Source organism: Sinorhizobium sp. BG8 (assembly GCF_016864555.1).
In the GTDB taxonomy this organism is placed as follows: Bacteria; Pseudomonadota; Alphaproteobacteria; order Rhizobiales; family Rhizobiaceae; genus BG8.
Genome location: NZ_CP044011.1, coordinates 3,273,199 through 3,299,050, shown reverse-complemented (window position 1 = coordinate 3,299,050; position 25,852 = coordinate 3,273,199). Strand labels below are relative to the sequence as shown.

Here is a 25,852-nt window from a genome sequence, read left to right as displayed (position 1 = left end):
GATTGCCTTCCGCATGCGTGTTTCCATCATTAGTCGATTTCTTCGCGGCTGCAACCATTTCCGCTGCAGTGCAGCATTATGTCGCCGGTGCGCGATGGCGCATTCGCTCATCTTTCTTGCCGCAATCCGGTTTGACCGGCTTTCTGCCCTCCGGTAAACATGGAGGACATGCGACGGTGTCCACGTTTGTGGACCGAAAGATGTCCGGTGCGGGCCGACCCATGCAGGGGGCCCATAACCGGAACTGTCGGGCAGGCGGCCGAGAGCCGTGCCTCGCATGCGGATCGCGCGCAAGACGGGGACGGAAGGCAGATATGATTGAGGCCAGGAATGGGCGACCGGCGAGGCTTGTTCTCGGCCTCGGCTGCGAACGGGGCACGGACGCGGCGGAGGTGATCTCGCTGGCCGAGGAGGCGCTGATGCAGGGCGGTTTCCTCCCGTCCGATCTCAGCCTCGTGGCTTCCCTCGATACCCGAGCGCACGAACCGGCGATGCGTGCGGCAGCCGGACATTTCGGAATTCCGTTCATCACATTCGACGCCGCGCGCCTGGAGCAGGAGACCTCGCGGCTTGCCAGTCCCTCGACGGTCGTCTTCGCCCATACGGGCTGCCATGGGGTGGCCGAGGGCGCAGCTCTTGCTGCCAGCGGCCCGAGCGGCCGCCTCGCGGTCACGAAGATCAGGTCGCCACATGCGACGGCTGCGATTGCGGAGTCCGATCAATTGTTTGCAGAGAATTCCTCACAAGGTGAATCCGCTTCCTTGCATTCGGATTCAACTGATGGCGAGGGGACAGTACGATGAGCAGCGATCTTTTCTCCTCCCTTCCTGAACTTGCGAAAGGCAGCGTCTGGCTTGTCGGAGCGGGGCCGGGCGATCCCGGATTGCTGACACTGCATGCCGCGAACGCGCTCCGCCAGGCCGATGTGATCGTCCATGACGCACTCGTGAATTCCGATTGCCTGGCGCTCGCCAAGAGCAGCTGCACGCTCGAGTTCGCAGGCAAGCGCGGCGGCAAACCTTCGCCGAAGCAGCGGGACATTTCCCTTCGACTGGTGGAACTGGCCCGGGCGGGCAATCGTGTGCTGCGGCTCAAGGGCGGCGATCCGTTCGTGTTCGGGCGAGGAGGCGAGGAGGCGCTGACACTCATCGAGCACGGCATCCCCTTCCGCATCGTTCCCGGTATCACGGCAGGGATCGGCGGGCTCGCCTATGCCGGAATTCCGGTGACGCACCGCGAAGTCAATCATGCCGTCACCTTCCTGACGGGACATGACTCGTCGGGCGAGATCCCCGACAGGATCAACTGGCAGGCGATCGCAGCCGGTTCGCCTGTGATCGTGATGTACATGGCGATGAAGCATATCGGGCGGATCGCCGGTAACCTGATCGCTGCGGGCCGTGACGCCGCAGAACCCGTCGCTTTCGTCTGTGATGCCGCGACCCCGCGGCAAAAAGTTCTGGAAACGACGCTGGGGCGGGCCGAAGCCGATGTTGAGGCTGCCGGACTACAGCCCCCGGCGATCGTCGTGGTCGGTGAGGTGGTAAGGCTGCGCGCCTCGCTCGACTGGCTGGGCGCACTCGAGGGCGGCCGGAAGCTCGCCGCGGACCCTCTTGGGTCACGCGCGCTCAAGGATCAGGCATGAGAGGACTGCTCATCGCTGCACCTTTCTCCGGGTCGGGCAAGACGACGGTGACGCTCGGACTGTTGCGGGCTCTCGCGGACCGCGGCATTGCCATCTCCCCCGGCAAGGCGGGACCGGACTATATCGACCCTGCCTACCACACGGCAGCAAGCCGCAGCACCTGCATCAACTACGATCCCTGGGCCATGCGACCGGAGCTTCTCCTCGCTACCGCTGCCGAGGCCTCCGACAATCGGCTGCTGGTGGTCGAGGGCATGATGGGGCTGCATGATGCTGCCGCGGACGGAACCGGCTCGCCCGCCGATCTCGCAGCTCTCGTCGGCCTCACCGTCGTCCTCGTCGTCGACTGCTCGCGCTTCTCGCATTCGATCGCCGCCCTGGTGAAAGGCTACGCTGAGTTTCGGGCGGACGTGGTCGTAGCGGGCGTGATCCTCAACAAGGTCGCTAGCCCGCGCCACGAAGCGATGTTGCGCGCCGCGCTCGATGGCATTGGAATGCCGGTTTTCGGCGCGATCGGCCGAGACGCCAAGCTGGCCTTGCCCGAGCGCCACCTCGGGCTGGTCCAGGCGGGAGAGCATCGGGAACTCGAAGCGTTCATTACCCATGCGGCGGCGGTGATGGCTGAAACCTGCACGCTCGATGCCCTCGTTGGCTTGGCCGCCCCCCGGTCATTGCAAGCGGGCCGGCGAGTGTTCCGCGTCTTCCGCCCCCCGGCCAGCATGTTGCCGTCGCGCTGGATACCGCCTTCGCCTTTGCCTATCCGCACCTTATCGAGGGATGGCGAGAGCAGGGCGCCACAATCTCCTTTTTCTCGCCACTTGCCGACGAGGGGCCGGACCGTTTTGCCGAAGCTGTGTATTTGCCCGGCGGCTACCCGGAGTTGCACGGTGGCACTCTTGAAAATGCGCGACATTTCCGGCAATCGATGTTGGACGCAGCTTCGCGGGGTGTGCGGATCTATGGGGAATGCGGCGGGTACATGACGTTGGGAGAGGCGATCATATCAGCGGACGGCACAAGCCACCGCATGCTCGGGCTGCTTCCGCTTGTCACCAGCTTTGCCGAGCGCCGGCGGCACCTCGGCTACCGGAGGCTCACGCCCCTTTCCGGTTCCGGTTTTGACCGCCCGATGACTGCCCACGAGTTTCACTATTCGACGGTCGTCTCGGAAGGTGCCGCCGACCGGCTCTTTTCCGTACGGGATGCCACCGGAGCCGACTTGGGGCCGGCGGGGTTGCGGCGCGCGAACGTCTCCGGCTCCTACATGCACCTGATCGATCTTGCGGCCGGAACGTCATGAGCGCGCCCCGCATTGTTCACGGCGGCGGGATCACTGCCGCCGCGGCGCTTTTCGGCGGCCGCCCGCAGGACTGGCTCGATCTGTCGACGGGAATCAATCCATGCCCGCCGCTGCTTCCCGACATCGAAGGCGATGCCTGGCACAGGTTGCCTGACCATCATAGGGTCGAGGACGCCCGCCGGGCGGCGGCCGGCTTCTACGGCGCGCAAAACTGCTTGCCTCTACCCGTTCCGGGAACCCAGTCCGCCATCCAGCTTCTGCCGCGCCTGTTGCTCGACCGAACGCGTGCGGCCGTCCTCTCTCCGACCTACGGCGAGTATGGCCGGGTCCTCGCAGATGCCGGCGTGCCGGTCGATGCCGTCGCCTCCCTCGACGCGGTAACTGCCGACCATGGCCTCGTCGTCGTCGTCAATCCGAACAATCCGGACGGCAGGCGCTTTGCCGCCGAGGAACTGCTGGCGCTGCACGACCGCATGCGCTCGTGGTCCGGGATGCTGCTGGTCGACGAGGCGTTCGGCGACATGCGGCCCGAAGATGCCCTTGCCCCCCGCGCGGGCGCCTTGCCCGGTCTCGTGGTGTTTCGCTCCTTCGGCAAGTTCTTCGGGCTGGCAGGATTGCGGCTCGGGTTCGCTCTCGGAGAGGGAAAAGTTCTTTCCCAACTCGCAGATTGGCTCGGCCCCTGGGCGGTGTCGGGTCCGGCACTCGCCGTCGCGTCGGCGCTCATGCGCGGCGATACCAGGGCGATCCGGACCTCTATCGCCGAACGCAAGCGCGCGCTCGACGATGTGCTTTCCGGTGCGGGGCTCACCATTGCGGGTGGCACCGAGCTCTTCACGCTCGTGGATCACGGCAAAGCGGCAGACGTTCACGAGGCGTTGTGCGAACGGCATATTCTCGTGCGACGTTTCGACTACGCTCCCCGCTGGCTGCGCTTCGGCCTGACTCCTGGTCAAAAGGACGATGATCGTCTCGCCGGCGCGCTTGAAACCATTGGCGCAATCAGATGACCGAGTCGCTGCTCATTCTTTTCGCGGCCCTTCTGCTCGATCGCGTGGTCGGCGATCCGCCGGAACTCTGGAACCGGATCACCCATCCGGTGGTCTGGTTCGGTCGGGCGATCGCAGCCTTCGACCGTTCGTTCAACGGCAAGCGGATGACGGCGGACCTTCGCCGCTTCAACGGTGCGGCCGCTATCGCCGTGCTTCTCGCGGCCAGTGCCTTTCTCGGCTACCTCGTTCATGCGGCGCTCGATCTGTTGGGTTTGGTCGGCACCGTCATCGAGGTCGCCCTGGTTGCTGTATTTCTTGCCCAGAAGAGCCTTTCCGACCATGTCGGCGCGGTGGCGACAGGCTTGCGCACGGGCGGGCTAGATGGGGGGCGCAACGCGGTCTCGATGATCGTCGGGCGCGATCCGGCGAGCCTTGACGGTCCGGGTGTCTGCCGCGCCGCGATCGAAAGCCTTGCGGAAAACTTTTCCGACGGCGTCGTGGCGCCGGCATTCTGGTATGCGGTTGCGGGGTTGCCGGGCCTGTTTGCCTACAAGCTGCTGAACACCGCCGATTCGATGATCGGCCACAAGAACAAGAAGTACCTCGAATTCGGTTGGGCATCGGCCCGCCTCGACGACCTCGCGAACATTCCTGCCGCCCGTCTCTCGGTCCTGCTGATTGCTGCCGGGGCGCGGCTCGTGTCGTCGATGAATGCGGCATGGACGGCTGTGGATACTGCCTTGCGCGACCACGGGCTCCATCGCTCCCCCAATTCGGGCTGGCCGGAGGCGGCGATGGCGGGTGCGCTCGGCATCGGCCTCGCAGGCCCGCGAATCTATGCCGGTGTCCGCGTCGAAGAGCCGATGATCAATGCCTCGGGCCGGACGGACGCAACCGCAAACGACATAGACAGGGCGCTGTCGATCTATGGCGGCGCCTGTTCCGCGCTCGCGGCAATGGTTCTTTTGGCGGCCGCAGTGGTCGCACTTCTTTGCTAGGACGCGACTGACGGGCGAGAGCCTGCGTCTTGCCACACGGCGTGCGTGACAAAAGCAGCCTGAACCGGAGGAGGCGCCTCTCCGATCGCCACGAGACTCAGGCGGTCGCTAGCCGAAGGACGTGAATTCGTCTGATTCCAGAGGCTTGTCTGAAGAACTTCATTCGTTTCCTGCGCAGCGGACAAGGCGTTCCATGTTCGGCACGGTCACGTGGCGGCTGTTCTCGATGGATATCGTGCCGTCCTTGCGCAGCTTGGTCATCTGGCGGCTGACGGTTTCGATGGTGAGGCCGAGAAAATCCGCGATGTCGGCCCGCGACAGCGGCAGCTCGAAGGACGATTTCACGCCATCGCCGCAGTGGGTTCGGCTCGCGATGAGATAAAGAAAGCTCGCGACCTTTTCATGCGCCGTCTTTCGGCCGAGCGTGAGCATCCAGTCGCGGGCGTCGTCGAGTTCCTTGAGCGATTGGCAATGCAGGCGGTGCTCGAGTTCCGGCGTCCGTTCGGTCAGGCGCTCCAGCACGGCGCGCGGGAAACTGCAGATTTCGGTGTCGGTGGCAGCCTCCGCCGAGAGCGTGCTTTCACGCTGGAAGGGACGGCCGATGAAATCCGGTGCGAACTGGAGGCCGACGATCTGCTGACGGCCGTCGGCCATCATCTTCGTGAGCTTGACCACGCCCTGCATGATGTTGGCATAGGTTCCGATCTCTTCGCCCTGTCCCACCACCTCGGTTCCGGCTTCGATTCGCTGCCTTGCCGATTGACGGTTGAGTTCCTGAAGCTGCGCGGCCGTCAGGGCCGCACAAACGCCACCGCCGCGCACGCCGCACTTCATGCATACGGGTGGAATCTGGCTGCTACGGCTGTCTGCGAGCTGGAGGTCCATATCCGGTGTTCCTTGCTGAGTGCTGCTTCCTGTTGCGGTCATTTGAATGTACCCGTTTTTGCATTCGCTCGACAGCGCCCCGCCTCGCGGCAAAACAACGCTACTTGGCATTTGTTAAATTCTATCGCCGGTTTTGTCGGTGCGACTTGATCAAAATCAAACGCGCAGGGCTCAGTCCCTCATATTTGCTGGGGACGGCAAGGAGACAGACATGCGCGACGATCTCGTTGAACGCCTTTCGGCGCCCGTTCCTCGGTATACCAGCTATCCGACCGCTCCCCATTTCAGCGAATCTGTCGGCCCGGACACGTATCGCGAATGGCTCGGCAATCTGGGCGGCCGCAACCGGCTGTCGCTCTACGTGCACATCCCGTATTGCGACCGGCTGTGTTGGTTCTGTGCCTGTCATACCCGCCAGACGCTGCGCTACGAGCCGGTTGAGGCTTACCTGAAGGGACTTTTCCGCGAGATCGACACCGTGGGCGGGATGGTCTCGCGCGATGCAGCCGTGACGGCGCTCCATCTCGGTGGTGGATCGCCGACCATGCTCAGGCCGCAGGACATGATCGCGCTCAAGCGCTCCCTGTCCGAACGGTTCCAATTCGCGACGGATGCCGAGATCAGCGTGGAAATGGACCCGAACGATCTCGACGAGGCGCGCCATGATGCGCTAGCCGAAATCGGGCTGGCGCGTGCGAGCCTCGGGATACAGGATTTCGACCCGAAGGTGCAAAAGGCGATCAACCGCTTGCAGACCTTCGAGCAGACCCGCGCAGTGGTGGAAGCAGTGCGATCGCGCGGCGTTCGCTCCGTCAACTGCGACGTCCTCTATGGCCTCCCGCACCAGACCTTGGCGTCGCTCGGGGAGACCGTGGAAGCGGTCGTTTCGATGCGGCCGGACCGCATTGCGCTTTTCGGCTACGCACATGTGCCATGGATGAAGAAGCACCAGGCGATGATCGATGCTGCCTCGCTTCCCGGCGTGGCGGAACGCTTCCGGCAGATGACGATGGCAGCGGAGATGCTGGTGGCGAGGGGATACCAGGCCGTGGGCATAGACCATTTCGCGCTTCCGGCCGATCCGCTGGCCTCGGCTTCCCGCGACGGATCGCTGCGTCGCAACTTCCAGGGCTATACCGATGATCAGGCGGACGCTCTGATCGGTCTCGGCGCATCAGCGATCGGCCAGCTGCCCGAAGGCTATGTCCAGAACATGCCGGCGACGGGCGAGTATCTCAGAAGCGTCAACGAGGGGAGGCTTGCGTCGGTGCGCGGTTATGCCCTCACCAGCGAGGATCGCGCACGGGCCTGGGTCATAGAGCGCATCATGTGCGAGTTCGGTTTCGGACTCGAATGTCTTCGTCGCGCGCATCCCTCTCTGGCCGCCACGCTCATTGCCGAAGGGAGAGCCATAGCCAGTGCTGATCGGGACGGGTTGGTTCAGTTCGGCGGCGGCCGTTTTGCGCTCACTGAAAAGGGCCAGGCCTTCGCGCGCACCGTGGCATCGCGATTCGACGCCCACTTCGGCAAGGGGACGGCGCGCCATTCCGTAGCGGTCTGACGGCCCTCCGTTGCACATCGGCACCCCATGCCATTGCGCAACACCCGTTGTCCAAAATGCGTCATGTCAATAACACCCATTGGCATTTCCGCCGTATTTACCTATAGGATCGCCCAACTATTGATTTCATGAGGTATGGGCGTGACTGCTACATTCGACAAGGTTGCCGACATCATCGCGGAAACGAGCGAGATCGATCGCGAGACGATCACACCGGACAGCCACACGATCGACGATCTGGGTATCGACAGCCTGGACTTTCTCGACATCGTTTTTGCGATCGACAAGGAGTTCGGAATCAAGATCCCGCTCGAGCAGTGGACGCAGGAAGTGAACGAAGGCAAGGTCTCCACCGAAGAATACTTCGTGCTGAAGAACCTCTGCTCCAAGATCGACGAACTTCGCGCGGCGAAGGCCTGATTCTTCGGTCGCGCGATCGTCCATCTCGGACGCGCGGCCATCACTGTCGCGCCGGAGTGTCCGGCGCGAGTTGTCACTGGCCTGCCGAGATGGCAGGCCTTTCGATTTCCGGGTCCAGCCGGAGGCTCGTCCAGAATGTTGCTAGAATATTTTCAGATGATTGACCGCGTCGAGGCAGTGGATGCCGAGCGCAAGGTTCTCAAGGCCCGATCCGTCGTGCCGGCGAAAAGCCCGGTTTTCGAAGGTCATTTTCCGGGCATGCCGCTCGTGCCGGGGGTTCTCCTGATCGAGACCATGGCGCAGGCCTCGGGGTTCCTCGTGCTGGCTGCCACGAATTTCTCGGCCATGCCGTTCCTGATGACCGTCGATGGCGCCAAGATGCGCAGCTTCGTCGCGCCTGAGGCCGTTCTGGACATCGAGGTCTTCCTCGAACATGACGGGTCCGGCTTTGCCGTCACGAAGGCGAAGATCACTTCCGAGGGCAAGAAGGTCTGCGATGCGCAGCTCAAGCTTCGCACCGTACCGTTCGAAGAGGTGCCGCTTGCCGATATCGTGCGCAAGCGGGCCGGCGAATTGGGGCTGTTTGACGCGCTGGCTGCGACCGGCGAAGGGGTATGAGAATGGCGAAAGCTGAGAATGATGTGGTCGTCACGGGTATCGGGATCGTCACGTGCCAGGGTGTCGGGCTGGAACCGCACAGGGCGCTGCTGACCGCGGCCAAGGGGCCGGAGACCAGGATCGACACGACGCGGTTTGCGCCCTATCCCGTGCACCCCATGCCGGAGATCGACTGGTCGCAGCAGATCGCCAAGCGCGGCGATCAACGCCAGATGGAGAACTGGCAGCGTCTCGGCGTGTTCACCGCCGGCCTCGCACTCGACGATGCCGGTCTAAAGGACGATGTGGAAGCCTGTGCCACGATGGACATGATCGTGGCCGCCGGCGGCGGCGAACGCGACATCAACGTCGATTCGCTCATCGTCGATGAGGGGCTCAAGCGCAACGACCGGGAGAGGCTTCTCAACGAGAAGCTCACCACCGAACTGCGGCCGACCCTCTTTCTCGCCCAGCTTTCGAACCTTCTCGCAGGCAACATTTCCATCGTGCACAAGGTGACCGGCTCGTCGCGCACGTTCATGGGCGAGGAGGCGTCCGGCATCAGCGCCGTCGAGACCGCCTATTTCCGCATCCGTTCCGGACAGTCGACCCATACCCTCGTCGGGGGTGCACTCGTTGCCGAACGCCAGGACGTGATCCTTCTCTACGAGGCCATCCAGGCACATGCGACGGGAGACTGGACGCCGCTCTGGTCCCGCGATCCGGACGCCGGCGGCGGCATCATCACCGGCACGCTCGGTGCCTTCCTGGTCCTGGAATCGCGCGCCCATGCGGAAGCGCGGGGTGCGCACATCTACGCGACGATCGACACGATCGGCGGCGACCGCGGCACCCGGGAAGAGGGGCGGCTCGAAAAGCGCCTCGACCAGCTGGCGAACGGCGCCACCACTGAACCCGCCTCTACGGTCGTGTTCTCGGGGGCATCGGGGCAGCACGGACTGACGCAGCGCGAACGCGCCTGGATCGACCGTCGTTTCGATGGCGCGGCCGTACGCGGATACAGCGGCTTTGCCGGGCACGGGCTGGAAACGCAGTTTCCGCTGGGCCTCGCGCTCGCGGCGCTCGCCCTCGACAGCGGCGCGAAGGTTCCAGCCTTCGATCCGCAGTCGGAGGCCTCGATGCAGTCACCGGCCCGCACCGCCGTCGTCACGACCATTGGGCACGCGCGCGGCGAAGGCGTCGCCGTGCTGTCAGCAGAGAATTGAGGATCCGGCCAATGAGCAAAGCCAGTTTCAGGGATCATCTCGGACGTCCCATCGTCGCGGTAACCGGGATGGGTGTCGTGACCTCGCTGGGCCAGGGGCTTGAGGACAACTGGAAGGCGCTGACAAGCGGCGTATCCGGTATCCACGGCATCACCCGGTTCCCGGTCGACGGCCTCAATACGCGCATTGCCGGAACGGTGGATTTCATCGAGCTTCCGACCGAAAATCCGGTCGAGCGTTCCTATGCCTATGCGCGCGAGACAACGGACGAGGCGCTGGCGCAGGCCGGCATTTCCGGCGATTTCGGCGGCCCACTGTTTCTCGCAGCACCGCCGATCGAGCCCGAATGGAGCGCCCGTTTTGCACTTGCCGACCGCGCTCCGCCGTCGAGCCGTCCGGGCGACGCCTATGAGCGTTTCCTGACCGCGCTTCGCGAAAAGGCCGATCCCGCGCTCCACGAGGCGTGGCTGTTCGGCGCGATCTCCGAGCGCCTGTCGGACCGCTACGGCACGCGCGGCCTGCCGGTAACGCTCTCGACCGCCTGTGCGTCGGGTGCCACGGCCATCCAGCTGGGTGTCGAGGCGATCCGCCAGGGCCGAACGGACCGCGCCCTCACCGTCGGCACGGATGGCTCGGTCACGGCGGAAGCGCTCATCCGCTTCGCGCTGCTTTCGGCGCTTTCCACCCAGAACGACCCGCCGCAGAAGGCCTCGAAGCCCTTCACGAAGGACCGTGACGGCTTCGTCATCGCGGAAGGGGCGGCGACCCTCGTGCTCGAATCGCTGGAGTCCGCCGTCGCTCGCGGCGCGCGCGTGCTCGGCATTCTCAAGGGCTGTGGCGAAAAGGCCGACCATTTCCACCGCACCCGCTCGTCTCCGGACGGCGGACCGGCGATCGCGACGATCCGGGCGGCGCTCGCAGACGCGGGCATAGAGGAGAGTGCGATCGGCTACATCAATGCCCACGGCACCTCCACGCCCGAGAACGACAAGATGGAGTACCTCTCCATGTCGGCCGTCTTCGGCGAGGCATTGCCGAAAATCCCCGTTTCGTCGAACAAGTCGATGATCGGTCACACCCTGACGGCTGCCGGTGCGGTCGAAGCCGTGTTCTCAATACAGACGATGCTGACGGGGACGCTGCCTCCGACCATCAACTACCTCAATCCGGACCCGGCCATCGTTCTCGACGTCGTACCGAACGTGAAGCGCGAGCAGCAGGTCTCGGCCGTGCTGTCGAACTCCTTCGGCTTCGGCGGGCAGAACGCCAGCCTTGTCATGACGGCGGAACCGGCATAAGCGGTCGCATTGGACCAAGGCCAGTAACAAGAAGAATGCCGGAAGGCGAAGGATACCACCATGCGTGCGCTGCAACTGCTCGATGACCGCAAGCTCGAAATCACCGATATCCCCGAGCCGGAAGCTCCGGGACCGGGCGAAGTGACGCTTCGCGTCAAGGCGGTTGCGCTCAATCACATCGACGTCTGGGGCTGGCGCGGCATGGCATTCGCCAAGCGCAAGATGCCGCTGGTCATCGGCGCTGAAGCCGCGGGCGTGGTGGACAGCATCGGTCCCGGCGTTTCGAATGTTCTGCCCGGCCAGCTCGTATCCATCTATGGTGCGCGCACCTGCGGCCTCTGCAAGCCCTGCCGCGAGGGACGTGACAACCTCTGCGAACATGTCGGCGGCGTTCACGGCTTCCATCTCGACGGCTTCGCGCAGGAAAAGGTGAACCTGCCCGCGCGCCTGCTCGTTCCGGCTCCTCCCGGCGTTGACGCCGTCGGCGCGGCACTTGCGCCCGTTACCTTCGGCACCGTCGAGCACATGCTCTTCGATAACGCCAAGCTTGAGCCCGGCGAGACCATCCTCGTCCACGCCGGCGGATCGGGCATCGGCACGGCGGCTATCCAGCTTGCCAAGAAGATCGGCTGCACGGTGATCACGACGGTCGGTTCCGACGACAAGATCGAGAGGGCCAAGGCACTCGGTGCCGACCATGTCATCAACTACCGGAAGGACCGGTTCGAGGGCGTCGTGCGCAAGCTCACCAAGAAGAAGGGCGTCGATGTCGTCTTCGAGCATGTCGGCAAGGATACCTGGGCCGGTTCGATGCTCTGCCTCAAGCGGGGCGGGCGGCTCGTCACATGCGGCTCGACCTCCGGTGTGTCGACCGACATGAACCTGATGATGCTCTTCCAGCAGCAATTGAAACTGCTCGGCTCGTTCGGCTGCCGCATGGAAAACATGGCGAATGCCATGCAGAAGATGGCGCGCGGGATCGTTCATCCGGTCATCGATACTCAGATTGGCTTCGACGGCATCGCGACGGCACTGGAGCGCATGGAGACGCGCAACGTGTTCGGCAAGATCGTACTGACGCTGGACTGACCCTGTGCGGATGGTAATCACCCGCATCGTTCTGGCGCTTCGGAAGTTCCAGCACTGGGCGATTGCCCAGTTCGTGTTCGGGCTGCTGAACGTGCTTAAGCTCTTTCCGGCCGACAGCGCCATGAACTTCGCCGATCGCTTTGCCCGATGGATCGGGCCGAAGACGAAGCGCCACATCCTCACGCTCACCAACCTGCGCAATGCGTTTCCGGAAAAGCCGGAAGCGGAGATCCAGGCGATCGCGCTCGACAGCTGGGGCAACATGGGCCGGCTCGCCGCCGAGTATGTCTTCCTCGACGAACTCTTCGACTTCGATCCCTTTCGCGAAGGCGAGGGAAGGGTTGAGGTCTCGGGCATTCCGCTCTTCGTGGACCTGCGCGACAATCCGCGGCCGTTCATCGTCTTTACCGGGCATACCGGCAATTTCGAGCTCCTGCCCGTTGCGGGTGCGGCCTTCGGTCTCGACGTGACCGTGCTGTTCCGGCCCCCGAACAATCCTTACGTCGCCGACAAGGTGTTCGAGTTCCGCAAGGCGCGCATGGGTAATCTCGTGCCGTCGCATGCGGGCTCGTCGTTCACGCTGGCCCGCAAGCTTGACAATGGCGGGGCCGTCGGCGTTCTCGTCGATCAGAAGTTCAACAAGGGACTGAAGACGAAGTTCTTCGGCCGCGACGTCCAGACGAATCCGCTGCTCGCGAAGTTGGTCCGCCAGTTCGGCTGCGAGGTGTTCCCGGCCCGCTGCATCAGGCTTCCCGGTAACCGCTTCCGGCTCGAGCTCGAACCCGCCATCACCGTTCCGCGCAAGGAGGACGGGGCGGTGGATGTCGAAGCGACCGCTCAGATGCTGAACGACAAGGTGGAGCAGTGGGTGCGGGAATATCCGGGCCAATGGCTCTGGTATCATGACCGCTGGAACATCAAGCGCGGCCTGATCACCTGACGAGCGTCGATCGGGAACGCCCGCCGGCGCGTGGCGAGGTCACCTGTTCAAGCGGTCACTGCATCATTCTGAAATCGCGCAGGAGAAACTCCTGCTCGAAGGCGATGTGTCGCCGCATCGCCTCGAAGAAGGCGCGCAGCATGTAACCTGTCGCCTCGGCGTTGACCGTGGGATCGCTGCGGCCGAGGCGGAGCAGGGCATCGGTCAGTTCCTCGGCGAAACACTCGTCCTCGAAGTGCTCGAACTTCAACCGCGAGATCGTCGCTGACAACGAAGCTCGCCTGGTCACGCTGCGCGCGAGCATCGGGAAGAGCACCATCTCCTCATACCGGTGGACGCCATAGACGAGCGGCCCCAGCACTTTGGCTGCGTAGATGCATTTCTGCCGGTTCACATTCGAGGGCAGGCTGTCCGCGATTTCCTCGAGGGCCTGGCAGAGGCGCAGCTGTTCCGCGTGGGCCTCGTCGAGCCATGCGAGAGAGACGGCGTTCTCCGGTGCATCCGACAGCAGCCGTCCAACATTTTCCTGACACAGATCACTGTCCGTCATTGGCGTATTTCCGTTGTTTCAGGGCAGCTGGCATCACCAAGGCATCTGCCTGCGTCAACCTGTCAATGTGATGCCTCCGCGCCAACGCAACCGCCTTGATTTAAGTCAAGGTGACGGTTGCGTGCATTTGCGAAGCCTCCAACAACTACGGATCCCGGATTCTCTGACGGGTTGCCGTGGCGGGTAACTTACGGTTGGGGGATGCCAACGATGAAATACGGAACCGAAACCGCGCTACTGGCCATTGGGGCCTTCGCGGCCTTGCTTGGGGCAGCCTTTGCCCATGACAGCCTGTTTCAGGCGCATATGTGGGTGCTGTTCTTCGTGCTGCTTGTGAGCACGGTGGTCATGGTGCGACGGATCTCCTTCGCCCCGGTCTCGGCGGGAAGAGCGTCCGATCCGGATCGCTCCGGCTACTTCGACGACGTGGTGAAGTACGGCGTGATCGCAACGGTGTTCTGGGGTGTCGTCGGCTTTCTCGTCGGCGTCGTCGTGGCGCTGCAGCTTGCCTTTCCCGACCTGAATATCGAACCTTGGTTCAATTTCGGTCGCGTGCGGCCGCTTCATACCTCGGCGGTCATTTTCGCCTTCGGCGGCAATGCGCTGATCGCGACCTCCTTCTACGTGGTCCAGCGCACGTCGCGGGTGCGGCTCTTCGGCGGCAATCTCGGCTGGTTCGTGTTCTGGGGCTACCAGCTGTTCATCGTCATGGCCGCGACGGGCTATCTGCTCGGGATCACGCAGGGGCGCGAGTATGCCGAACCGGAATGGTACGTCGACCTCTGGCTGACGGTGGTCTGGGTTGCCTATCTCGTGGCATTCCTCGGCACGATCCTGACCCGCAAGGAACCGCACATCTACGTAGCGAATTGGTTCTACCTGTCCTTCATCGTGACGATCGCGATGCTGCACGTGGTCAACAACCTTGCAATCCCCGTCTCGTTCCTCGGAGTGAAGAGCTACTCGGCATTCTCGGGCGTGCAGGATGCGCTGACCCAGTGGTGGTACGGCCATAATGCGGTGGGCTTCTTCCTGACGGCCGGCTTCCTCGGCATGCTCTACTACTTCATTCCGAAGCAGGCCAATCGCCCCGTCTATTCCTACCGGCTGTCGATCATCCACTTCTGGGCGCTGATCTTCATGTACATCTGGGCGGGTCCGCACCACCTGCACTACACAGCTCTTCCCGACTGGGCACAGACGCTGGGGATGGTGTTTTCGATCATGCTCTGGATGCCCTCGTGGGGCGGCATGATCAACGGCCTGATGACGCTCTCGGGCGCCTGGGACAAGATCCGCACCGACCCGATCATGCGCATGATGGTGATGGCCGTTGCCTTCTACGGCATGGCCACCTTCGAGGGACCGATGATGTCAATCAAGACCGTCAACTCGCTCAGCCACTACACCGACTGGACGATCGGCCACGTGCATTCGGGCGCTCTCGGCTGGAACGGTCTCATCAGCTTCGGTGCTGTCTACTATCTGACGCCGAAGCTGTGGGGCAGGGAGCGGCTCTACAGTCTGCGCCTCGTCAACTGGCACTTCTGGCTCGCCACCCTCGGCATCGTGGTCTACGCGGCTGTCATGTGGGTCGCCGGCATCCAGCAGGGCCTCATGTGGCGCGAGTACGACGACCAGGGCTTCCTCGTCTATTCCTTCGCCGAAACGGTCTCCGCCATGTTCCCCTACTACGTCCTCAGGGCGGTCGGCGGAGCCATGTACCTGACCGGTGCGCTGATCATGGCTTGGAACATCACCATGACGATCCTTGGGTACCAGCGTGACGAGGCCCGCATGCCGGGCACCGTTCCTGCGCTGCAGCCCGCTGAATAGGAGGTGGACCGATGTCCATACTTGATAAGCACGTACTGCTCGAACGAAACGCGACCCTGCTGCTCGCCGGCTCGCTGCTGGTGGTGACCATCGGCGGTATCGTCGAGATCGCGCCGCTCTTCTACCTCGAGAACACCATCGAGAAGGTCGAGGGCATGCGGCCTTACTCGCCGCTGGAGCTCGCCGGACGCGACATCTACATCCGCGAGGGCTGCTACGTCTGTCACAGCCAGATGATCCGGCCCTTCCGAGACGAGGTGGAGCGCTACGGTCACTACTCGCTGGCGGCAGAGTCGATGTACGACCATCCCTTCCAGTGGGGTTCCAAGCGAACCGGCCCCGATCTCGCACGCGTCGGTGACCGCTACTCGAACGAGTGGCACGTACAGCATCTCGTCGAGCCGCGCTCGGTGGTGCCGGAATCGGTCATGCCGAGCTATGCCTTCCTCAAGGAGACGCGGCTGGACGTGCGGGATGTCGCAATGAATCTCAAGGCGAGCCGGACGGTCGGCGTGCCCTACGACGACGCGATGATCGAGAATGCCGAGGCCGACCTGAAGGCGCAGGCCGATCCGAATGCGGATACATCCGGCCTTGAGGCCCGCTATCCGAAGGCGAAGATCGGCGATTTCGACGGCGACCCTCAGAAGCTCACCGAAATGGATGCGCTGGTCGCCTATCTGCAGATGCTCGGCACTCTGGTGGACTTCTCCACCTATGACGACGCAAGCGGCTATCGCTGAGGAGGGCACGATGGAAACCTATACCGCCATGCGCCACTTCGCGGACAGCTGGGGCCTTCTGGCCATGACGCTGTTCTTCCTCGCCGTCGTCGTATTCCTGTTCCGGCCGGGTGCCCGCAAGGCAGCGGAGAACGCCGCCGCAATTCCCCTCAAAGAGGACTGATCATGGCTGACAAGCACATCGACGAAATTTCGGGTGTCGAAACCACCGGCCATGAATGGGATGGTATCCGGGAACTGAACAATCCGATGCCCCGGTGGTGGGTCTGGACCTTCTATGCGACGATCGTCTGGGCGCTCGGATACATGATCGCCTATCCGGCACTGCCGATGCTCACGGATGCGACGAAGGGCGTCCTCGGATTCTCGAGCCGGGCCGACGTCGCGGTGGAACTCGCGGAGGCCAAGGCTGCGCAGACCGGTTCCCTCGACCGTATCGCATCCTCGTCGCTCCAGGACATCCTTGCGGATCCCCAGCTCGCGCAGTTCGCCGTCTCGGCGGGCGCCTCCGCTTTCAAGGTCAACTGCGCACAGTGCCACGGCTCCGGTGCGGCCGGTTCGCAGGGCTTTCCGAACCTCAACGACGACGACTGGATCTGGGGCGGCACGGTCGACGACATCTACCAGACGATTGCACACGGCATCCGCCATCCCGGCGATGAGGAGACCCGGATTTCCGAAATGCCCGCATTCGGGGACATGCTGAAGCCGGAGGAAATAAGAGAGGTTTCCGCCTATGTCGTGAGCCTCACCGGGACGCCCTCCGATGTCGGCATGGTTGAACCGGGCAAGGCGATCTTCGCCGAGAACTGTGCGGCCTGCCATGGTGACGACGCAAAGGGCAATCGCGAGCTCGGCGCGCCCAATCTCGCCGATGCAATCTGGCTCAAGGGAGAGGGCGAGCAGGCCGTGGCCAACCAGATGCGTTCGCCGAAGCATGGCGTCATGCCTGCCTGGCTCCCGCGCCTCGGGGAGCCCACGGTCAAGGAACTGGCGATCTTCGTCCACTCGCTGGGAGGTGGAGAGTAAGAGAGCCTGAGGCCGGGGGCCTGCCGCTCACAGTGCGTAGGCCCCCGGATCTATACTGTTGGGGCCGCCGGTTCCAGGAACGGGCGGCCCCTTCATTGTTCCGGGAGAATCGCAACGGCGATGCGGGGAGCTTCCGGCCGGCTCAGCGGGAGCGACGGTCTATCGATCCGACCACACCGCCAGTTCATAACCGTCGGGATCTCCAAAATGAAATCGGCGGCCGCCCGGAAACGAGTAGATCGCCTTGACGATGCTGCCGCCGGCCTGTTCGACGCGGGCGACGGCGTCTTCGAGATCGTCGGCAAAGAGGATGACCAGCGGACCGCCGGCGGCGTTCACCGGCGCAAGCGTCGTGAAGCCGCCGGTAAGGCGGCCATCCTGAAACTCGCAATATTGCGGGCCGTAGTCAGTAAAGGTCCACCCGAAGGCGCTGCCGTAGAACGTCTTCGAGCGGGCGATGTCCGCGACGTTGAACTCGATATAGTCGATCCGGCGGTCGTTGCCTTGCGTTCCCATCACACAGTTCCCTTCTCCATCAGCGCCTTCAGGGCTTCGAGGTCGCGGGCGACATGGGCGGCGTCCGCCTCGAAGGCGGCATCATCGATGCCAGGCAGGCGCAGCAGGGTGAACATGACCTCGGCCCCGTCGCCGTTCGGCACCACACGCAGCGCGTTGTGAACGCTCAGGCCATCGGAGAGCGTCACCCTGTGGTCGATGACACCGAATTCATTTGGGGCGGCGAAGCGGACGCGTACGTTGCCGATCGGCCCGCCGTCGGCGATCCATTCATCGCCGTCCGGCACAAGCCCCGAGGCGAGGCCCGAGGCCCATTGCGGCATGTTCTGCGGTCTGGAGGCAAAAGCATAGACCTCCCGCCAGTCACGCGCGATCGACCGGTGGATGATGCGGGCTGGCATCGTTGCCATGTCTTCGCTCCCTTCTCCCCATGCTGGCCGATTTGTCGCATCCGGGCAGAGGGCAGGCAAGCGCCGTTATTGACTTAAGTCAAGGAGCGAGGGGAGGCCGACGGGCATGACAGACGGGAAAGACGGTGCCTCGCCATGAACATCTACGATGCCTTACAGTCCAGCAACGGCTCCCCGGTCGAGCGGCTCGAAGCCGAGCCGGTCAATTCGGCACGGATGCGCAAGCCCCTCTATGAAAAGCGGAAGAAGATCTTTCCGAAGCGTGCCGAGGGCCAGTTTCGCCGCTTCAAATGGATCGTCATGTTCATCACGCTCGGGATCTACTACCTGACGCCGTGGATGCGCTGGGACCGAGGCGCGCATGCGCCCGACCAGGCGGTACTGATCGATCTCGCGGGACGGCGGTTCTATTTCTTCTTCATCGAGATCTGGCCGCAGGAGTTCTTCTTCGTCGCCGGCCTCCTCGTCATGGCCGGTTTCGGCCTCTTTCTCGTCACTTCTGCCGTCGGGCGCGCCTGGTGCGGCTACGCCTGTCCCCAGACGGTCTGGGTGGATCTTTTCCTCGTCGTCGAAAGGGCAATCGAGGGCGATCGAAATGCCCGCATGAAGCTAGATGCCGGGCCATGGAGCTTCGACAAGACAAGGAAGCGGGTGGCCAAGCACGCCGTCTGGCTTCTGATCGCGGTCGCGACAGGCGGCGCCTGGATATTCTATTTCGCGGATGCTCCGCGCCTCGTCGTCACTCTCTTCACGCTCGACGCGCCGTTCGTCGCCTATGCCACCGTGGCCATCCTCACGGCCACGACCTACGTGTTCGGCGGCCTGATGCGCGAACAGGTCTGCACCTACATGTGCCCGTGGCCTCGCATCCAGGCGGCGATGCTGGACGAAAATTCGCTGGTCGTCACCTACAACGACTGGCGTGGCGAGCCTCGTACGCGTCACGCGAAGAAGGCCGCTGCAGCCGGCGAAAGCGTCGGCGATTGCGTTGACTGCAATGCCTGTGTCGCCGTCTGTCCGATGGGTATCGACATCCGCGACGGCCAGCAGCTCGAATGCATCACCTGCGCGCTCTGCATCGACGCCTGCGATGGCGTCATGGACAAGCTCGGCAAGGAGCGGGGACTTATCGCCTATGCGACGCTCTCCGACTACGCCACCAACATGGCGCTGGCGACAGACGATGGCACGAAGGCGATCGATCCGCGGCGCGTGCGCCAGCCGGACGGCAAATTTTCCAAACAAGTGGGGCACTTCGACTGGCACGTCATCTTCCGCGCGCGCACGCTGATGTATTCGGCCGTCTGGATGCTCGCCGGCGTCGCACTGCTATATGCCCTCCTTACGCGCGACCGGTTGGAACTCAACGTCATCCATGATCGCAATCCGCAATACGTCATCGAATCCGACGGCTCGGTCCGGAACGGCTACACCATCAAGCTTCTCAACATGATCCCCGAGAACCGCGTGATCAATGTGTCGATGGAAGGGTTGGCGGGCGCCATGATGAAGATCTCGGGGCACGACAGCGGCGACGGCCGGCTGTTCGCGGTCCCCGCCGATGCCGACAAGGTTACGACCGTCAGGGTGTTCGTCACCCTTCCTCGGGAACTTGCCGCGAATGCCGGGGAAGGGTTCACCCTGGTTGCGGAAGACCCCGCAAGCCATGAGCGCGATGTCTACTCCGCCCGTTTCAACATGCCTGGAGCGAACTGATGCAAAATTCGGAACAACGCAGCGACGGATTCGTCTTCACGGGCTGGCACATGCTCGCCGTGATGGTGCTGTTCTTCGGCACGATCATATCGGTCAATCTCGTGATGGCATGGAATGCGATCAGCAGCTGGAGCGGCCTTGTGGTGCAGAACACCTATGTCGCCAGCCAACAGTTCAATGCCAAGGTCGCCGAGGCGAATGCGCTGGCGGCAAGCGGCAAACGCGGAGAGCTCATCATCTGGGGCGAGACGGTGACCTATCGCCTTTTCGACGGCACAGGAAGGCCGCTTGCCGCCGACAGCGTCACCGCGATCTTCAAGCGGCCTGTCGACGAGCGCGAAGACTTCAGCCTCGATCTTTCCGTCCGGGATCCGGGTGTGTTCGAGGCGGCGAGAAGGCTCGCGCCCGGACAATGGATAGCCGACATCGTGTCCATGAAGGACGGCCGGAAGGTCTTCCACCAGACGGTCAGAACCGTTGTCGCGGGGGCGTCAGATGAGTTGCTGCGCCCCGGGGACTGACACGGCGTTCAGTCCGGATGCGACTGCCTACGGCCTGCCATCTTCGGAAGAGATGCGTCTTGCGAGCCGCGACCTCGGTAACGGATTGCGGCAGATCGATCTCAGTGTGCCGGGGGTCCATTGCGGCGCGTGCATCGTCAAGATCGAGGGTGCGTTGCGCTCCCTCCCGGATGTGGAACGCGCGCGCGTCAACCTGTCGTCGCGCCGGGTAACCGTTGTGTGGAAGGAAGGCGACGGCGCGCGCGCCGTCGATCCTCAGGCGATTGCCGCCGCCATCCGCGCCTGTGGATACGATGCTCATCTCTTTTCACCGGCGGCCGCGGGTGAGGACGGCCTGCGCAACGACCTGATCCGCGCGGTCGCGGTCGCGGGGTTTGCGTCTGTCAACATCATGCTTCTGTCGGTTTCGGTATGGTCGGGAGCGGAGGCAGCGACGCGCGATCTGTTTCACTGGATCTCGGCACTGATTGCCGGGCCTGCGCTCGTTTATGCCGGCCGCTTCTTCTACCGGTCGGCGTGGAATGCGCTCCGGCATGGCCACACCAACATGGATGTGCCGATCTCGCTCGCGGTCACACTGTCTTACGGCGTATCCCTTTGGGAGACGATCCACCATGGCGAGCATGCGTGGTTCGATGCGACCGTGTCGCTGCTCTTCTTCCTCCTCATCGGCCGGACACTGGACCACGTCATGCGCGACCGGGCGCGGTCGGCGATCACCGGGCTGGCGCGGCTTTCGCCGCGCGGGGCGATGCTGGTGGGTGGTGACGGCAGCAGGGAGTACCGTCGCGTCGAGGAGATCTCGGTTGGCGACAGGCTTGCGATTGCCGCTGGCGAGCGCATCCCGGTCGATTGCAGGGTGGTGACGGGTACCAGCGATATCGATCGCTCGATCGTCAATGGCGAGAGCGCTCCGCTCGCCGTGGGGCCGGGGGAACAGCTCGAGGCGGGTGCAATGAACATCACCGGTTCTCTTGTCGTCGAGGCGATAGCGCTCGCCCGGGATTCGTTTCTTGCCGAAGTGATATCGTTGATGGAGGCCGCGGAAGGCGGGCGCGCGCGCTATCGCCGTATCGCCGATCGGGCTGCCCAGGTCTATTCACCGGTCGTGCATCTGCTTGCGCTCGCCTCGTTCCTCGCGTGGGGCGCCTATGACGGCGACTGGAAACACGCGATGCTGATCGCCGTCGCGGTCCTCATCATAACCTGCCCCTGCGCTTTGGGGCTCGCCGTGCCCGTCGTGCAGGTGGTGGCCGCGGGTCGGCTCTTCGCCGGCGGCGTCATGGTCAAGGATGGTTCGGCAATGGAAAGGCTCGCCGCCATCGATACGGCGGTGTTCGACAAGACGGGAACCCTCACGCTCGGCCAGCCTCGCCTTGTCGGCCGTTCGAATGGCGATCCCGGCCATCAGGCGATCGCGGTCGCGCTTGCCGGACATTCGCGCCACCCGCTTTCGCGTGCCCTCGTCGCAGGCCTGCCCGAACGAGGATATGATTTCGATGCTGTGACTGAGAGACCCGGAGAGGGGCTGGAGGCGACCGACGACAGCGGCACCTATCGTCTCGGCAGACGTGCATTCGCATGCCCGGCTGGCGCTTCACCGACCGACGAGACGCCCTACACGGAGGTGGTTCTGTCGCGCGACGGCGCCGAACTTGCCGCCTTCCGGTTCGAGGATGCGCCGAGGGCGGGCGCTAGCGCGGCACTCGACCGGCTGAGAAACGCCGGGTTGAAGCTCTCGATCCTCTCGGGGGACCGGGCGCCGGCGGTTGCGCGTCTTGCGGAAACGCTCGGCATTTCCAGGTGGCAGGCGGCGCTCTCGCCGCAGGGCAAGACCGAGGCGGTGGCCGCGCTTCAAACCGCGGGCGCCAAGGTCCTGATGGTCGGGGACGGGATCAACGATGCTCCGGCGCTTTCGGCCGCGCATGTCTCCATGGCGCCCGCCACGGCTGCCGACGTCGGCCGGCAGGCGGCGGATTTCGTGTTCCTGCACGAGAGCCTCGATGCCGTTCCATTCGCTCTCGATATCTCGCGTGGGGCAGGGAGGCTCATCCGGCAGAACTTCGCGCTCGCGATCGGATACAACGTCATTGCGGTTCCCGTAGCCATGCTCGGCCATGCAACGCCGCTCGTGGCGGCGATTGCGATGTCGACTTCGTCGATCATCGTCGTGGTCAATTCGCTGCGCCTTCGCCGTCCGGCTCCCCCTGCTCAGGAGACGGCCAAGGCACACTTGTCCGATCTGGGAGCGGTGCCTGCCACATGAATACGCTGGTGTTTCTCATCCCGATTGCACTCTTCCTCGGCGGACTAGGGCTTGCAGCCTTTCTGTGGGCACTCAGAAGCGGGCAGTACGAGGACATCGAAGGTGCGGCCTGGCGCGTGCTGGAGGACGATGACGGCGTCACGCAACAGGGGGCGCCGAAAACGGCCGATCGGCCAAACAATCACTTGTCGTAAATCGATTTGAGTGCCAAAACACCGGCTGCCGGAGTCGGGCGGCCCTCTACCGCCCGGCAGAGGTTCAATATTATGCGCAGCGATTTTCCCCGGATCTCCCACCGGATGTCTGCGCTTTTCCTTACGGAGGTACAGACGTGGCACAGGCGGAAATCGGGCTGATCGGTCTCGGTGTAATGGGATCGAATCTTGCGCTCAACATTGCCGAAAAAGGCAACAAGATTGCGGTGTTCAACCGCACCGTCGAACGGACCAAGGAGTTCTACGAGGAAGCGGGCGCGCTGAAGGACCAGGTGGTTCCATGCGAAACCATCGAGGAGTTCGTCGCCGCCATCCGCCCGCCGCGCCCGATCATCATCATGATCAAGGCAGGCGATGCCGTCGATCAGCAGATGGCGCTTCTCAAGCCCTACCTCGAGAAGAACGACATCATGATCGATGCCGGCAACGCAAACTTCCGCGACACCATGCGCCGCTTCGACCAGTTGAAGGACAGCGGCCTTACCTTCATCGGCATGGGCGTTTCCGGCGGCGAGGAGGGCGCACGCCATGGTCCGTCCATCATGGTCGGCGGCACCGAGGAGTCCTGGAAGCGCGTCGAGAAGGTGCTGACGTCGATTGCTGCCAAGTATGATGGCGTTCCCTGCGTCGACTGGCTCGGCGAGAACGGTGCCGGCCACTTCGTCAAGACGATCCACAACGGCATCGAGTATGCCGACATGCAGATGATCGCGGAAATCTACGGCATCCTGCGCGACGGACTGAAGATGAGCGCCGGCGAAATCGGCGAGGTCTTCAGCACCTGGAACAAGGGACGCCTCAATTCCTACCTCATCGAAATCACCGAAAAGGTGCTGAAGGCTGCTGATCCCATCTCCGGCAACCCGATCGTGGACATGATCCTCGACAAGGCCGGCCAGAAGGGCACCGGCAAGTGGTCGGTCATCGAAGCCCAGAACATGGGTATTCCGGCCACGGGCATCGAGGCTGCCGTCGCTGCCCGAAGCATCTCGTCCATGAAGGATGAGCGCGAAGCTGCGGAGAAGATCCTCGGTCTTCCTGAAGTCGGTGAATTCAAGGTCGCCGACAAGCAGGCCTTCATCAAGGACCTCGAGAGCGCGCTTCTCGCTTCGAAAATCGGCGCCTATGCGCAGGGCTTCGCTGTGATGTCCGCCGCATCAAAGGAATTCGGCTGGAACCTGCCGATGCCGACGATCGCCAAGATCTGGCGCGCAGGCTGCATCATCCGCTCGCAGTTCCTGGACGAAATCACCACCGCCTTCACCAAGGCTCCGGACTCCGCCAACCTGATCGTCACGCCCGCCTTTGCCGCGATGGTCAAGGAAACCGACGGGGCACTTCGCCGCGTCGTCTCGGCGGCCGTGCTCGGTGGTTTGCCCGTTCCCGCTCTCGCCTCGGCGCTCGGCTACTTCGACAGCTACCGTCGTGGTCGCGGCACGGCGAACGTCATCCAGGCCCAGCGCGATTTCTTCGGTGCACACGGCTTCGACCGCGTGGACGGCAAGGACAGCCACCATGGTCCGTGGGGAAGCGGCCTTAACGGTTGATACGGCTTCCCATAAACGTTTGGGATAAAATGCGAGGGCCCGGCACGCAGCCGGGCCTTTTTCACGTCTCGACTTGCGTGAGACCCACCGTGCCGGCGGCTTCGCCAGTGGTGATCGGATAGCTCAGGGTGCGAAGTTCGGACGCGGGCACGCCCTCGATCCGGGAGAGCACGGCCTTTGCAAGCTCGCGTCCCGCCAGCCTTATATCCTCACGCATGGTCATGATCTCGGGGCGCAGCCATTGCAGGAAGCTGCTCGGCTCCTTCGCGGCAACGTCCAGGTCGACTGCAAGCTTACGACCTGTTGCCTCGACGGCGGCCACAAGTGCAACCGCGCCGGAACCGCTGCCCGAGACGATCCCGTCCGGCGGGTTCGGCTGGCGCATCACTTCCTCGCAGGCGTCCCGGATCTGTTGCAGGCTGGAATCGAGGTCGACCTGGCCGAACGGAACCGCCGTTGCCCCAAAGTCGCGCAATCCCTTCTCGAAACCAGACCGCATGTGCCTGTGGAAGGTGAGGTAAGGCGGCGGCTGTAGAAGCATGAGCCGCCTGCGGCCTTTTTCCGTCAGCCGTCGGACTGCCTCATAGGCGAACCGTTCATTGTCGAAGTCATGATACGGGTGGGTGAAGCCCATCTCCGTGCGGCCATGGGTCACGAAGGGAAAGTTTCGCTCCATCATCAGCGCTACGCGCGGGTCCTTGGGTTCCGTGCGCGAGATGATGACGCCGTCTGCTGCACCCGTCTCCAGGACATAGCGGACTGGGTCCAGCGGATTGCCCGAGGCGCGGTAGGGCGTCACGACGAGGTGGTACTGGGTCGAGGCGAGAACCTCCGAAATACCGACCACGATCGGGCTCGTGAGCCCCATGATCTCCTCTTCGAGGCTGAGGATGAGGCTGATGACGTTGGTCTTGCCCGTTCTGAGGCGAACGCCGGCCCGGTTGGGCTGGTATCCGATCTGGCGGGCAACCAGCCGCACCCGTTCCTTCGTTTCGGCGCTGATGTCCGGTGCATCCTTCAGGGCGCGCGATACGGTCGTGATGCCGAGGCCTGTCATGAAGGCAATCGTTTTCAGCGTCGGCCGCTCATTGTTTGCGGGAGGCCCCCGGCGCGCCCCTCTCTTCCGCTGCTTTCCATCCCCGCCTGAACCTCTCCGCTTTGCTGCCGGTTATACATGCTCTGCGTCCGGCCGCTACTCCCCCCGCACATGGAGGTGAAAATCTGTAACGATACAGGTCATTTGTCGAGCGAATTCTCGCCTGCCACCTGGAAAAGCTTGCCGGAGTGAGTTTCCGGCGGATCGTGGAGGATTTTGTGCAGTTTTCGAGCGTTTTCCGTGTGGAATTTTTCTCATGAAGAAAAATAATATATAAAACAGGATGTTATACCGATGCGCTTGAAACGTCTCTGTCGAATTCTGCCAAATATTCCAGCCGAAACAGCCTGTTTTTAATGCAATTTCCGTGACTTGCAGGTGGCTGGGGAGAATTTTTGTGTGGGCGGTTGCGTGTTCAAAACCTTTGCTCTAAGTTTCGCCTGCAACGTTTCAGTGAGG

25 protein-coding genes and 1 pseudogene are annotated in these 25,852 nt (G+C 63.3%); 21 read left to right on the top strand and 5 right to left on the bottom strand.

The annotated features are described in order from the left end of the window. Positions 1-314: 314 nt before the first annotated feature. From F3Y30_RS15570 to cbiB, 5 genes and pseudogenes are all read left to right on the top strand, one after another. The gene (locus F3Y30_RS15570; protein ID WP_203423625.1) at positions 315-803 is read left to right on the top strand and encodes a cobalamin biosynthesis protein; all 489 of its coding nucleotides are present in this window, start codon (positions 315-317) and stop codon (positions 801-803) included. After that, on the top strand, positions 800-1,645 hold the full coding sequence (gene cobA, locus F3Y30_RS15565; RefSeq protein WP_203423623.1) for a uroporphyrinogen-III C-methyltransferase: 846 nt from the start codon (positions 800-802) through the stop codon (positions 1,643-1,645). The genes F3Y30_RS15570 and cobA overlap by 4 nt, the downstream gene beginning before the upstream one ends. Beyond that, positions 1,642-2,945: pseudogene (locus tag F3Y30_RS15560) on the top strand (cobyrinate a,c-diamide synthase). The gene cobA and the pseudogene F3Y30_RS15560 overlap by 4 nt, the downstream one beginning before the upstream one ends. Further along, on the top strand, positions 2,942-3,952 hold the full coding sequence (gene cobD, locus F3Y30_RS15555) for a threonine-phosphate decarboxylase CobD (protein ID WP_203423621.1): 1,011 nt from the start codon (positions 2,942-2,944) through the stop codon (positions 3,950-3,952). The pseudogene F3Y30_RS15560 and the gene cobD overlap by 4 nt, the downstream one beginning before the upstream one ends. Beyond that, positions 3,949-4,932: an adenosylcobinamide-phosphate synthase CbiB gene (gene cbiB / locus F3Y30_RS15550; RefSeq protein WP_203423620.1), complete on the top strand. Its 984-nt coding sequence runs from the start codon at positions 3,949-3,951 to the stop codon at positions 4,930-4,932. Before cobD ends, cbiB begins: the two co-directional genes overlap by 4 nt. Before the next feature lie 159 nt (positions 4,933-5,091). On the opposite strand, the gene F3Y30_RS15545 is transcribed toward cbiB, so the two are convergent. Beyond that, positions 5,092-5,817 (bottom strand): Crp/Fnr family transcriptional regulator, encoded by a 726-nt coding sequence (locus F3Y30_RS15545; protein WP_203423618.1) that lies wholly within the window; start codon positions 5,815-5,817, stop codon positions 5,092-5,094. 211 nt (positions 5,818-6,028) lie between these two features. Here F3Y30_RS15545 and hemN point away from each other — a divergent pair, with 211 nt between their 5' ends. The 7 genes from hemN to F3Y30_RS15510 all read left to right on the top strand — a co-directional run bounded on the left by hemN (position 6,029) and on the right by F3Y30_RS15510 (position 12,948). Continuing rightward, complete coding sequence (gene hemN, locus F3Y30_RS15540) at positions 6,029-7,378, top strand: oxygen-independent coproporphyrinogen III oxidase (protein WP_203423616.1); 1,350 nt, start codon at positions 6,029-6,031, stop codon at positions 7,376-7,378. Between the two features lie 135 nt (positions 7,379-7,513). Beyond that, positions 7,514-7,798 carry an acyl carrier protein gene (locus F3Y30_RS15535; RefSeq protein ID WP_203423614.1) on the top strand — a complete coding sequence of 95 codons (285 nt, stop codon included), beginning with the start codon at positions 7,514-7,516 and terminating at the stop codon, positions 7,796-7,798. Between the two features lie 135 nt (positions 7,799-7,933). Further along, positions 7,934-8,416 (top strand): 3-hydroxyacyl-ACP dehydratase FabZ family protein, encoded by a 483-nt coding sequence (locus F3Y30_RS15530; RefSeq protein ID WP_203423613.1) that lies wholly within the window; start codon positions 7,934-7,936, stop codon positions 8,414-8,416. A gap of 2 nt (positions 8,417-8,418) precedes the next feature. Continuing rightward, positions 8,419-9,621, top strand: a complete 1,203-nt coding sequence (locus tag F3Y30_RS15525) for a beta-ketoacyl-ACP synthase (RefSeq protein WP_203423611.1) — start codon at positions 8,419-8,421, stop codon at positions 9,619-9,621. An 11-nt stretch (positions 9,622-9,632) separates the two neighbouring features. Beyond that, the gene (locus F3Y30_RS15520; RefSeq protein WP_203423609.1) at positions 9,633-10,919 is read left to right on the top strand and encodes a beta-ketoacyl-ACP synthase; all 1,287 of its coding nucleotides are present in this window, start codon (positions 9,633-9,635) and stop codon (positions 10,917-10,919) included. Positions 10,920-10,979: 60 nt separating this feature from the next. Beyond that, entirely contained in the window at positions 10,980-12,008 is a 1,029-nt protein-coding gene (locus F3Y30_RS15515) for a zinc-binding dehydrogenase (protein WP_203423608.1), read from the top strand. A gap of 10 nt (positions 12,009-12,018) precedes the next feature. Next, a complete protein-coding gene (locus F3Y30_RS15510) occupies positions 12,019-12,948 on the top strand; it encodes a lipid A biosynthesis lauroyl acyltransferase (protein ID WP_203426637.1) in 930 nt (309 codons plus the stop codon). A 55-nt stretch (positions 12,949-13,003) separates the two neighbouring features. Here F3Y30_RS15510 and F3Y30_RS15505 read toward each other — a convergent pair whose 3' ends face one another. Next, positions 13,004-13,498: a hemerythrin domain-containing protein gene (locus tag F3Y30_RS15505; RefSeq protein ID WP_203423606.1), complete on the bottom strand. Its 495-nt coding sequence runs from the start codon at positions 13,496-13,498 to the stop codon at positions 13,004-13,006. 210 nt (positions 13,499-13,708) lie between these two features. Between F3Y30_RS15505 and ccoN the strand changes: the two genes are divergently transcribed. From ccoN to ccoP, 4 genes are read left to right on the top strand one after another with little or no spacing between them, the layout of a single operon-like run. Continuing rightward, positions 13,709-15,334, top strand: coding sequence for a cytochrome-c oxidase, cbb3-type subunit I (ccoN, locus tag F3Y30_RS15500; protein WP_203423604.1), 1,626 nt, complete (start codon positions 13,709-13,711; stop codon positions 15,332-15,334). 11 nt (positions 15,335-15,345) lie between these two features. Next, the gene (gene ccoO / locus F3Y30_RS15495; protein WP_203423602.1) at positions 15,346-16,077 is read left to right on the top strand and encodes a cytochrome-c oxidase, cbb3-type subunit II; all 732 of its coding nucleotides are present in this window, start codon (positions 15,346-15,348) and stop codon (positions 16,075-16,077) included. Positions 16,078-16,087: 10 nt separating this feature from the next. Further along, positions 16,088-16,240: a cbb3-type cytochrome c oxidase subunit 3 gene (locus F3Y30_RS15490; protein ID WP_203423600.1), complete on the top strand. Its 153-nt coding sequence runs from the start codon at positions 16,088-16,090 to the stop codon at positions 16,238-16,240. A 2-nt stretch (positions 16,241-16,242) separates the two neighbouring features. Beyond that, entirely contained in the window at positions 16,243-17,106 is an 864-nt protein-coding gene (gene ccoP, locus F3Y30_RS15485; RefSeq protein ID WP_203423598.1) for a cytochrome-c oxidase, cbb3-type subunit III, read from the top strand. Between the two features lie 159 nt (positions 17,107-17,265). Here ccoP and F3Y30_RS15480 read toward each other — a convergent pair whose 3' ends face one another. Beyond that, positions 17,266-17,622: a VOC family protein gene (locus tag F3Y30_RS15480; RefSeq protein ID WP_203423596.1), complete on the bottom strand. Its 357-nt coding sequence runs from the start codon at positions 17,620-17,622 to the stop codon at positions 17,266-17,268. Then, positions 17,622-18,032: an SRPBCC family protein gene (locus F3Y30_RS15475; protein ID WP_203423595.1), complete on the bottom strand. Its 411-nt coding sequence runs from the start codon at positions 18,030-18,032 to the stop codon at positions 17,622-17,624. Before F3Y30_RS15475 ends, F3Y30_RS15480 begins: the two co-directional genes overlap by 1 nt. A gap of 135 nt (positions 18,033-18,167) precedes the next feature. On the opposite strand from F3Y30_RS15475, the gene ccoG reads away from it, so the two are divergent. From ccoG to gndA, 5 genes are all read left to right on the top strand, one after another. Continuing rightward, the gene (ccoG, locus tag F3Y30_RS15470) at positions 18,168-19,748 is read left to right on the top strand and encodes a cytochrome c oxidase accessory protein CcoG (protein ID WP_203423593.1); all 1,581 of its coding nucleotides are present in this window, start codon (positions 18,168-18,170) and stop codon (positions 19,746-19,748) included. After that, entirely contained in the window at positions 19,748-20,269 is a 522-nt protein-coding gene (locus tag F3Y30_RS15465) for a FixH family protein (RefSeq protein WP_203423591.1), read from the top strand. Before ccoG ends, F3Y30_RS15465 begins: the two co-directional genes overlap by 1 nt. Next, entirely contained in the window at positions 20,244-22,535 is a 2,292-nt protein-coding gene (locus tag F3Y30_RS15460; protein WP_203423589.1) for a cation-translocating P-type ATPase, read from the top strand. The genes F3Y30_RS15465 and F3Y30_RS15460 overlap by 26 nt, the downstream gene beginning before the upstream one ends. Continuing rightward, positions 22,532-22,729, top strand: a complete 198-nt coding sequence (ccoS, locus tag F3Y30_RS15455) for a cbb3-type cytochrome oxidase assembly protein CcoS (RefSeq protein WP_203423588.1) — start codon at positions 22,532-22,534, stop codon at positions 22,727-22,729. The genes F3Y30_RS15460 and ccoS overlap by 4 nt, the downstream gene beginning before the upstream one ends. A 137-nt stretch (positions 22,730-22,866) precedes the next feature. Beyond that, positions 22,867-24,297 (top strand): NADP-dependent phosphogluconate dehydrogenase, encoded by a 1,431-nt coding sequence (gene gndA, locus F3Y30_RS15450; protein ID WP_203423586.1) that lies wholly within the window; start codon positions 22,867-22,869, stop codon positions 24,295-24,297. A 61-nt stretch (positions 24,298-24,358) separates the two neighbouring features. On the opposite strand, the gene F3Y30_RS15445 is transcribed toward gndA, so the two are convergent. Further along, positions 24,359-25,354, bottom strand: a complete 996-nt coding sequence (locus F3Y30_RS15445; protein WP_203423584.1) for a LacI family transcriptional regulator — start codon at positions 25,352-25,354, stop codon at positions 24,359-24,361. Between the last annotated feature and the right edge of the window lie 498 nt (positions 25,355-25,852).

Coding starts and splice junctions, on each gene's coding strand:
- F3Y30_RS15510 (WP_203426637.1), top strand. CDS start 12,019: ATGGTAATCACCCGCATCGTTCTGGCGCTTCGGAAGTTCCAGCACTGG.
- hemN (WP_203423616.1), top strand. CDS start 6,029: ATGCGCGACGATCTCGTTGAACGCCTTTCGGCGCCCGTTCCTCGGTAT.
- F3Y30_RS15525 (WP_203423611.1), top strand. CDS start 8,419: ATGGCGAAAGCTGAGAATGATGTGGTCGTCACGGGTATCGGGATCGTC.
- F3Y30_RS15490 (WP_203423600.1), top strand. CDS start 16,088: ATGGAAACCTATACCGCCATGCGCCACTTCGCGGACAGCTGGGGCCTT.
- F3Y30_RS15530 (WP_203423613.1), top strand. CDS start 7,934: ATGTTGCTAGAATATTTTCAGATGATTGACCGCGTCGAGGCAGTGGAT.
- F3Y30_RS15570 (WP_203423625.1), top strand. CDS start 315: ATGATTGAGGCCAGGAATGGGCGACCGGCGAGGCTTGTTCTCGGCCTC.
- cbiB (WP_203423620.1), top strand. CDS start 3,949: ATGACCGAGTCGCTGCTCATTCTTTTCGCGGCCCTTCTGCTCGATCGC.
- F3Y30_RS15465 (WP_203423591.1), top strand. CDS start 19,748: ATGCAAAATTCGGAACAACGCAGCGACGGATTCGTCTTCACGGGCTGG.
- ccoP (WP_203423598.1), top strand. CDS start 16,243: ATGGCTGACAAGCACATCGACGAAATTTCGGGTGTCGAAACCACCGGC.
- ccoO (WP_203423602.1), top strand. CDS start 15,346: ATGTCCATACTTGATAAGCACGTACTGCTCGAACGAAACGCGACCCTG.
- F3Y30_RS15535 (WP_203423614.1), top strand. CDS start 7,514: ATGGGCGTGACTGCTACATTCGACAAGGTTGCCGACATCATCGCGGAA.
- F3Y30_RS15445 (WP_203423584.1), bottom strand. CDS start 25,354: ATGACAGGCCTCGGCATCACGACCGTATCGCGCGCCCTGAAGGATGCA.
- F3Y30_RS15520 (WP_203423609.1), top strand. CDS start 9,633: ATGAGCAAAGCCAGTTTCAGGGATCATCTCGGACGTCCCATCGTCGCG.
- F3Y30_RS15475 (WP_203423595.1), bottom strand. CDS start 18,032: ATGGCAACGATGCCAGCCCGCATCATCCACCGGTCGATCGCGCGTGAC.
- F3Y30_RS15545 (WP_203423618.1), bottom strand. CDS start 5,817: ATGGACCTCCAGCTCGCAGACAGCCGTAGCAGCCAGATTCCACCCGTA.
- F3Y30_RS15460 (WP_203423589.1), top strand. CDS start 20,244: ATGAGTTGCTGCGCCCCGGGGACTGACACGGCGTTCAGTCCGGATGCG.
- F3Y30_RS15480 (WP_203423596.1), bottom strand. CDS start 17,622: ATGGGAACGCAAGGCAACGACCGCCGGATCGACTATATCGAGTTCAAC.
- F3Y30_RS15505 (WP_203423606.1), bottom strand. CDS start 13,498: ATGACGGACAGTGATCTGTGTCAGGAAAATGTTGGACGGCTGCTGTCG.
- ccoN (WP_203423604.1), top strand. CDS start 13,709: ATGAAATACGGAACCGAAACCGCGCTACTGGCCATTGGGGCCTTCGCG.
- F3Y30_RS15515 (WP_203423608.1), top strand. CDS start 10,980: ATGCGTGCGCTGCAACTGCTCGATGACCGCAAGCTCGAAATCACCGAT.
- cobD (WP_203423621.1), top strand. CDS start 2,942: ATGAGCGCGCCCCGCATTGTTCACGGCGGCGGGATCACTGCCGCCGCG.
- cobA (WP_203423623.1), top strand. CDS start 800: ATGAGCAGCGATCTTTTCTCCTCCCTTCCTGAACTTGCGAAAGGCAGC.
- ccoS (WP_203423588.1), top strand. CDS start 22,532: ATGAATACGCTGGTGTTTCTCATCCCGATTGCACTCTTCCTCGGCGGA.
- ccoG (WP_203423593.1), top strand. CDS start 18,168: ATGAACATCTACGATGCCTTACAGTCCAGCAACGGCTCCCCGGTCGAG.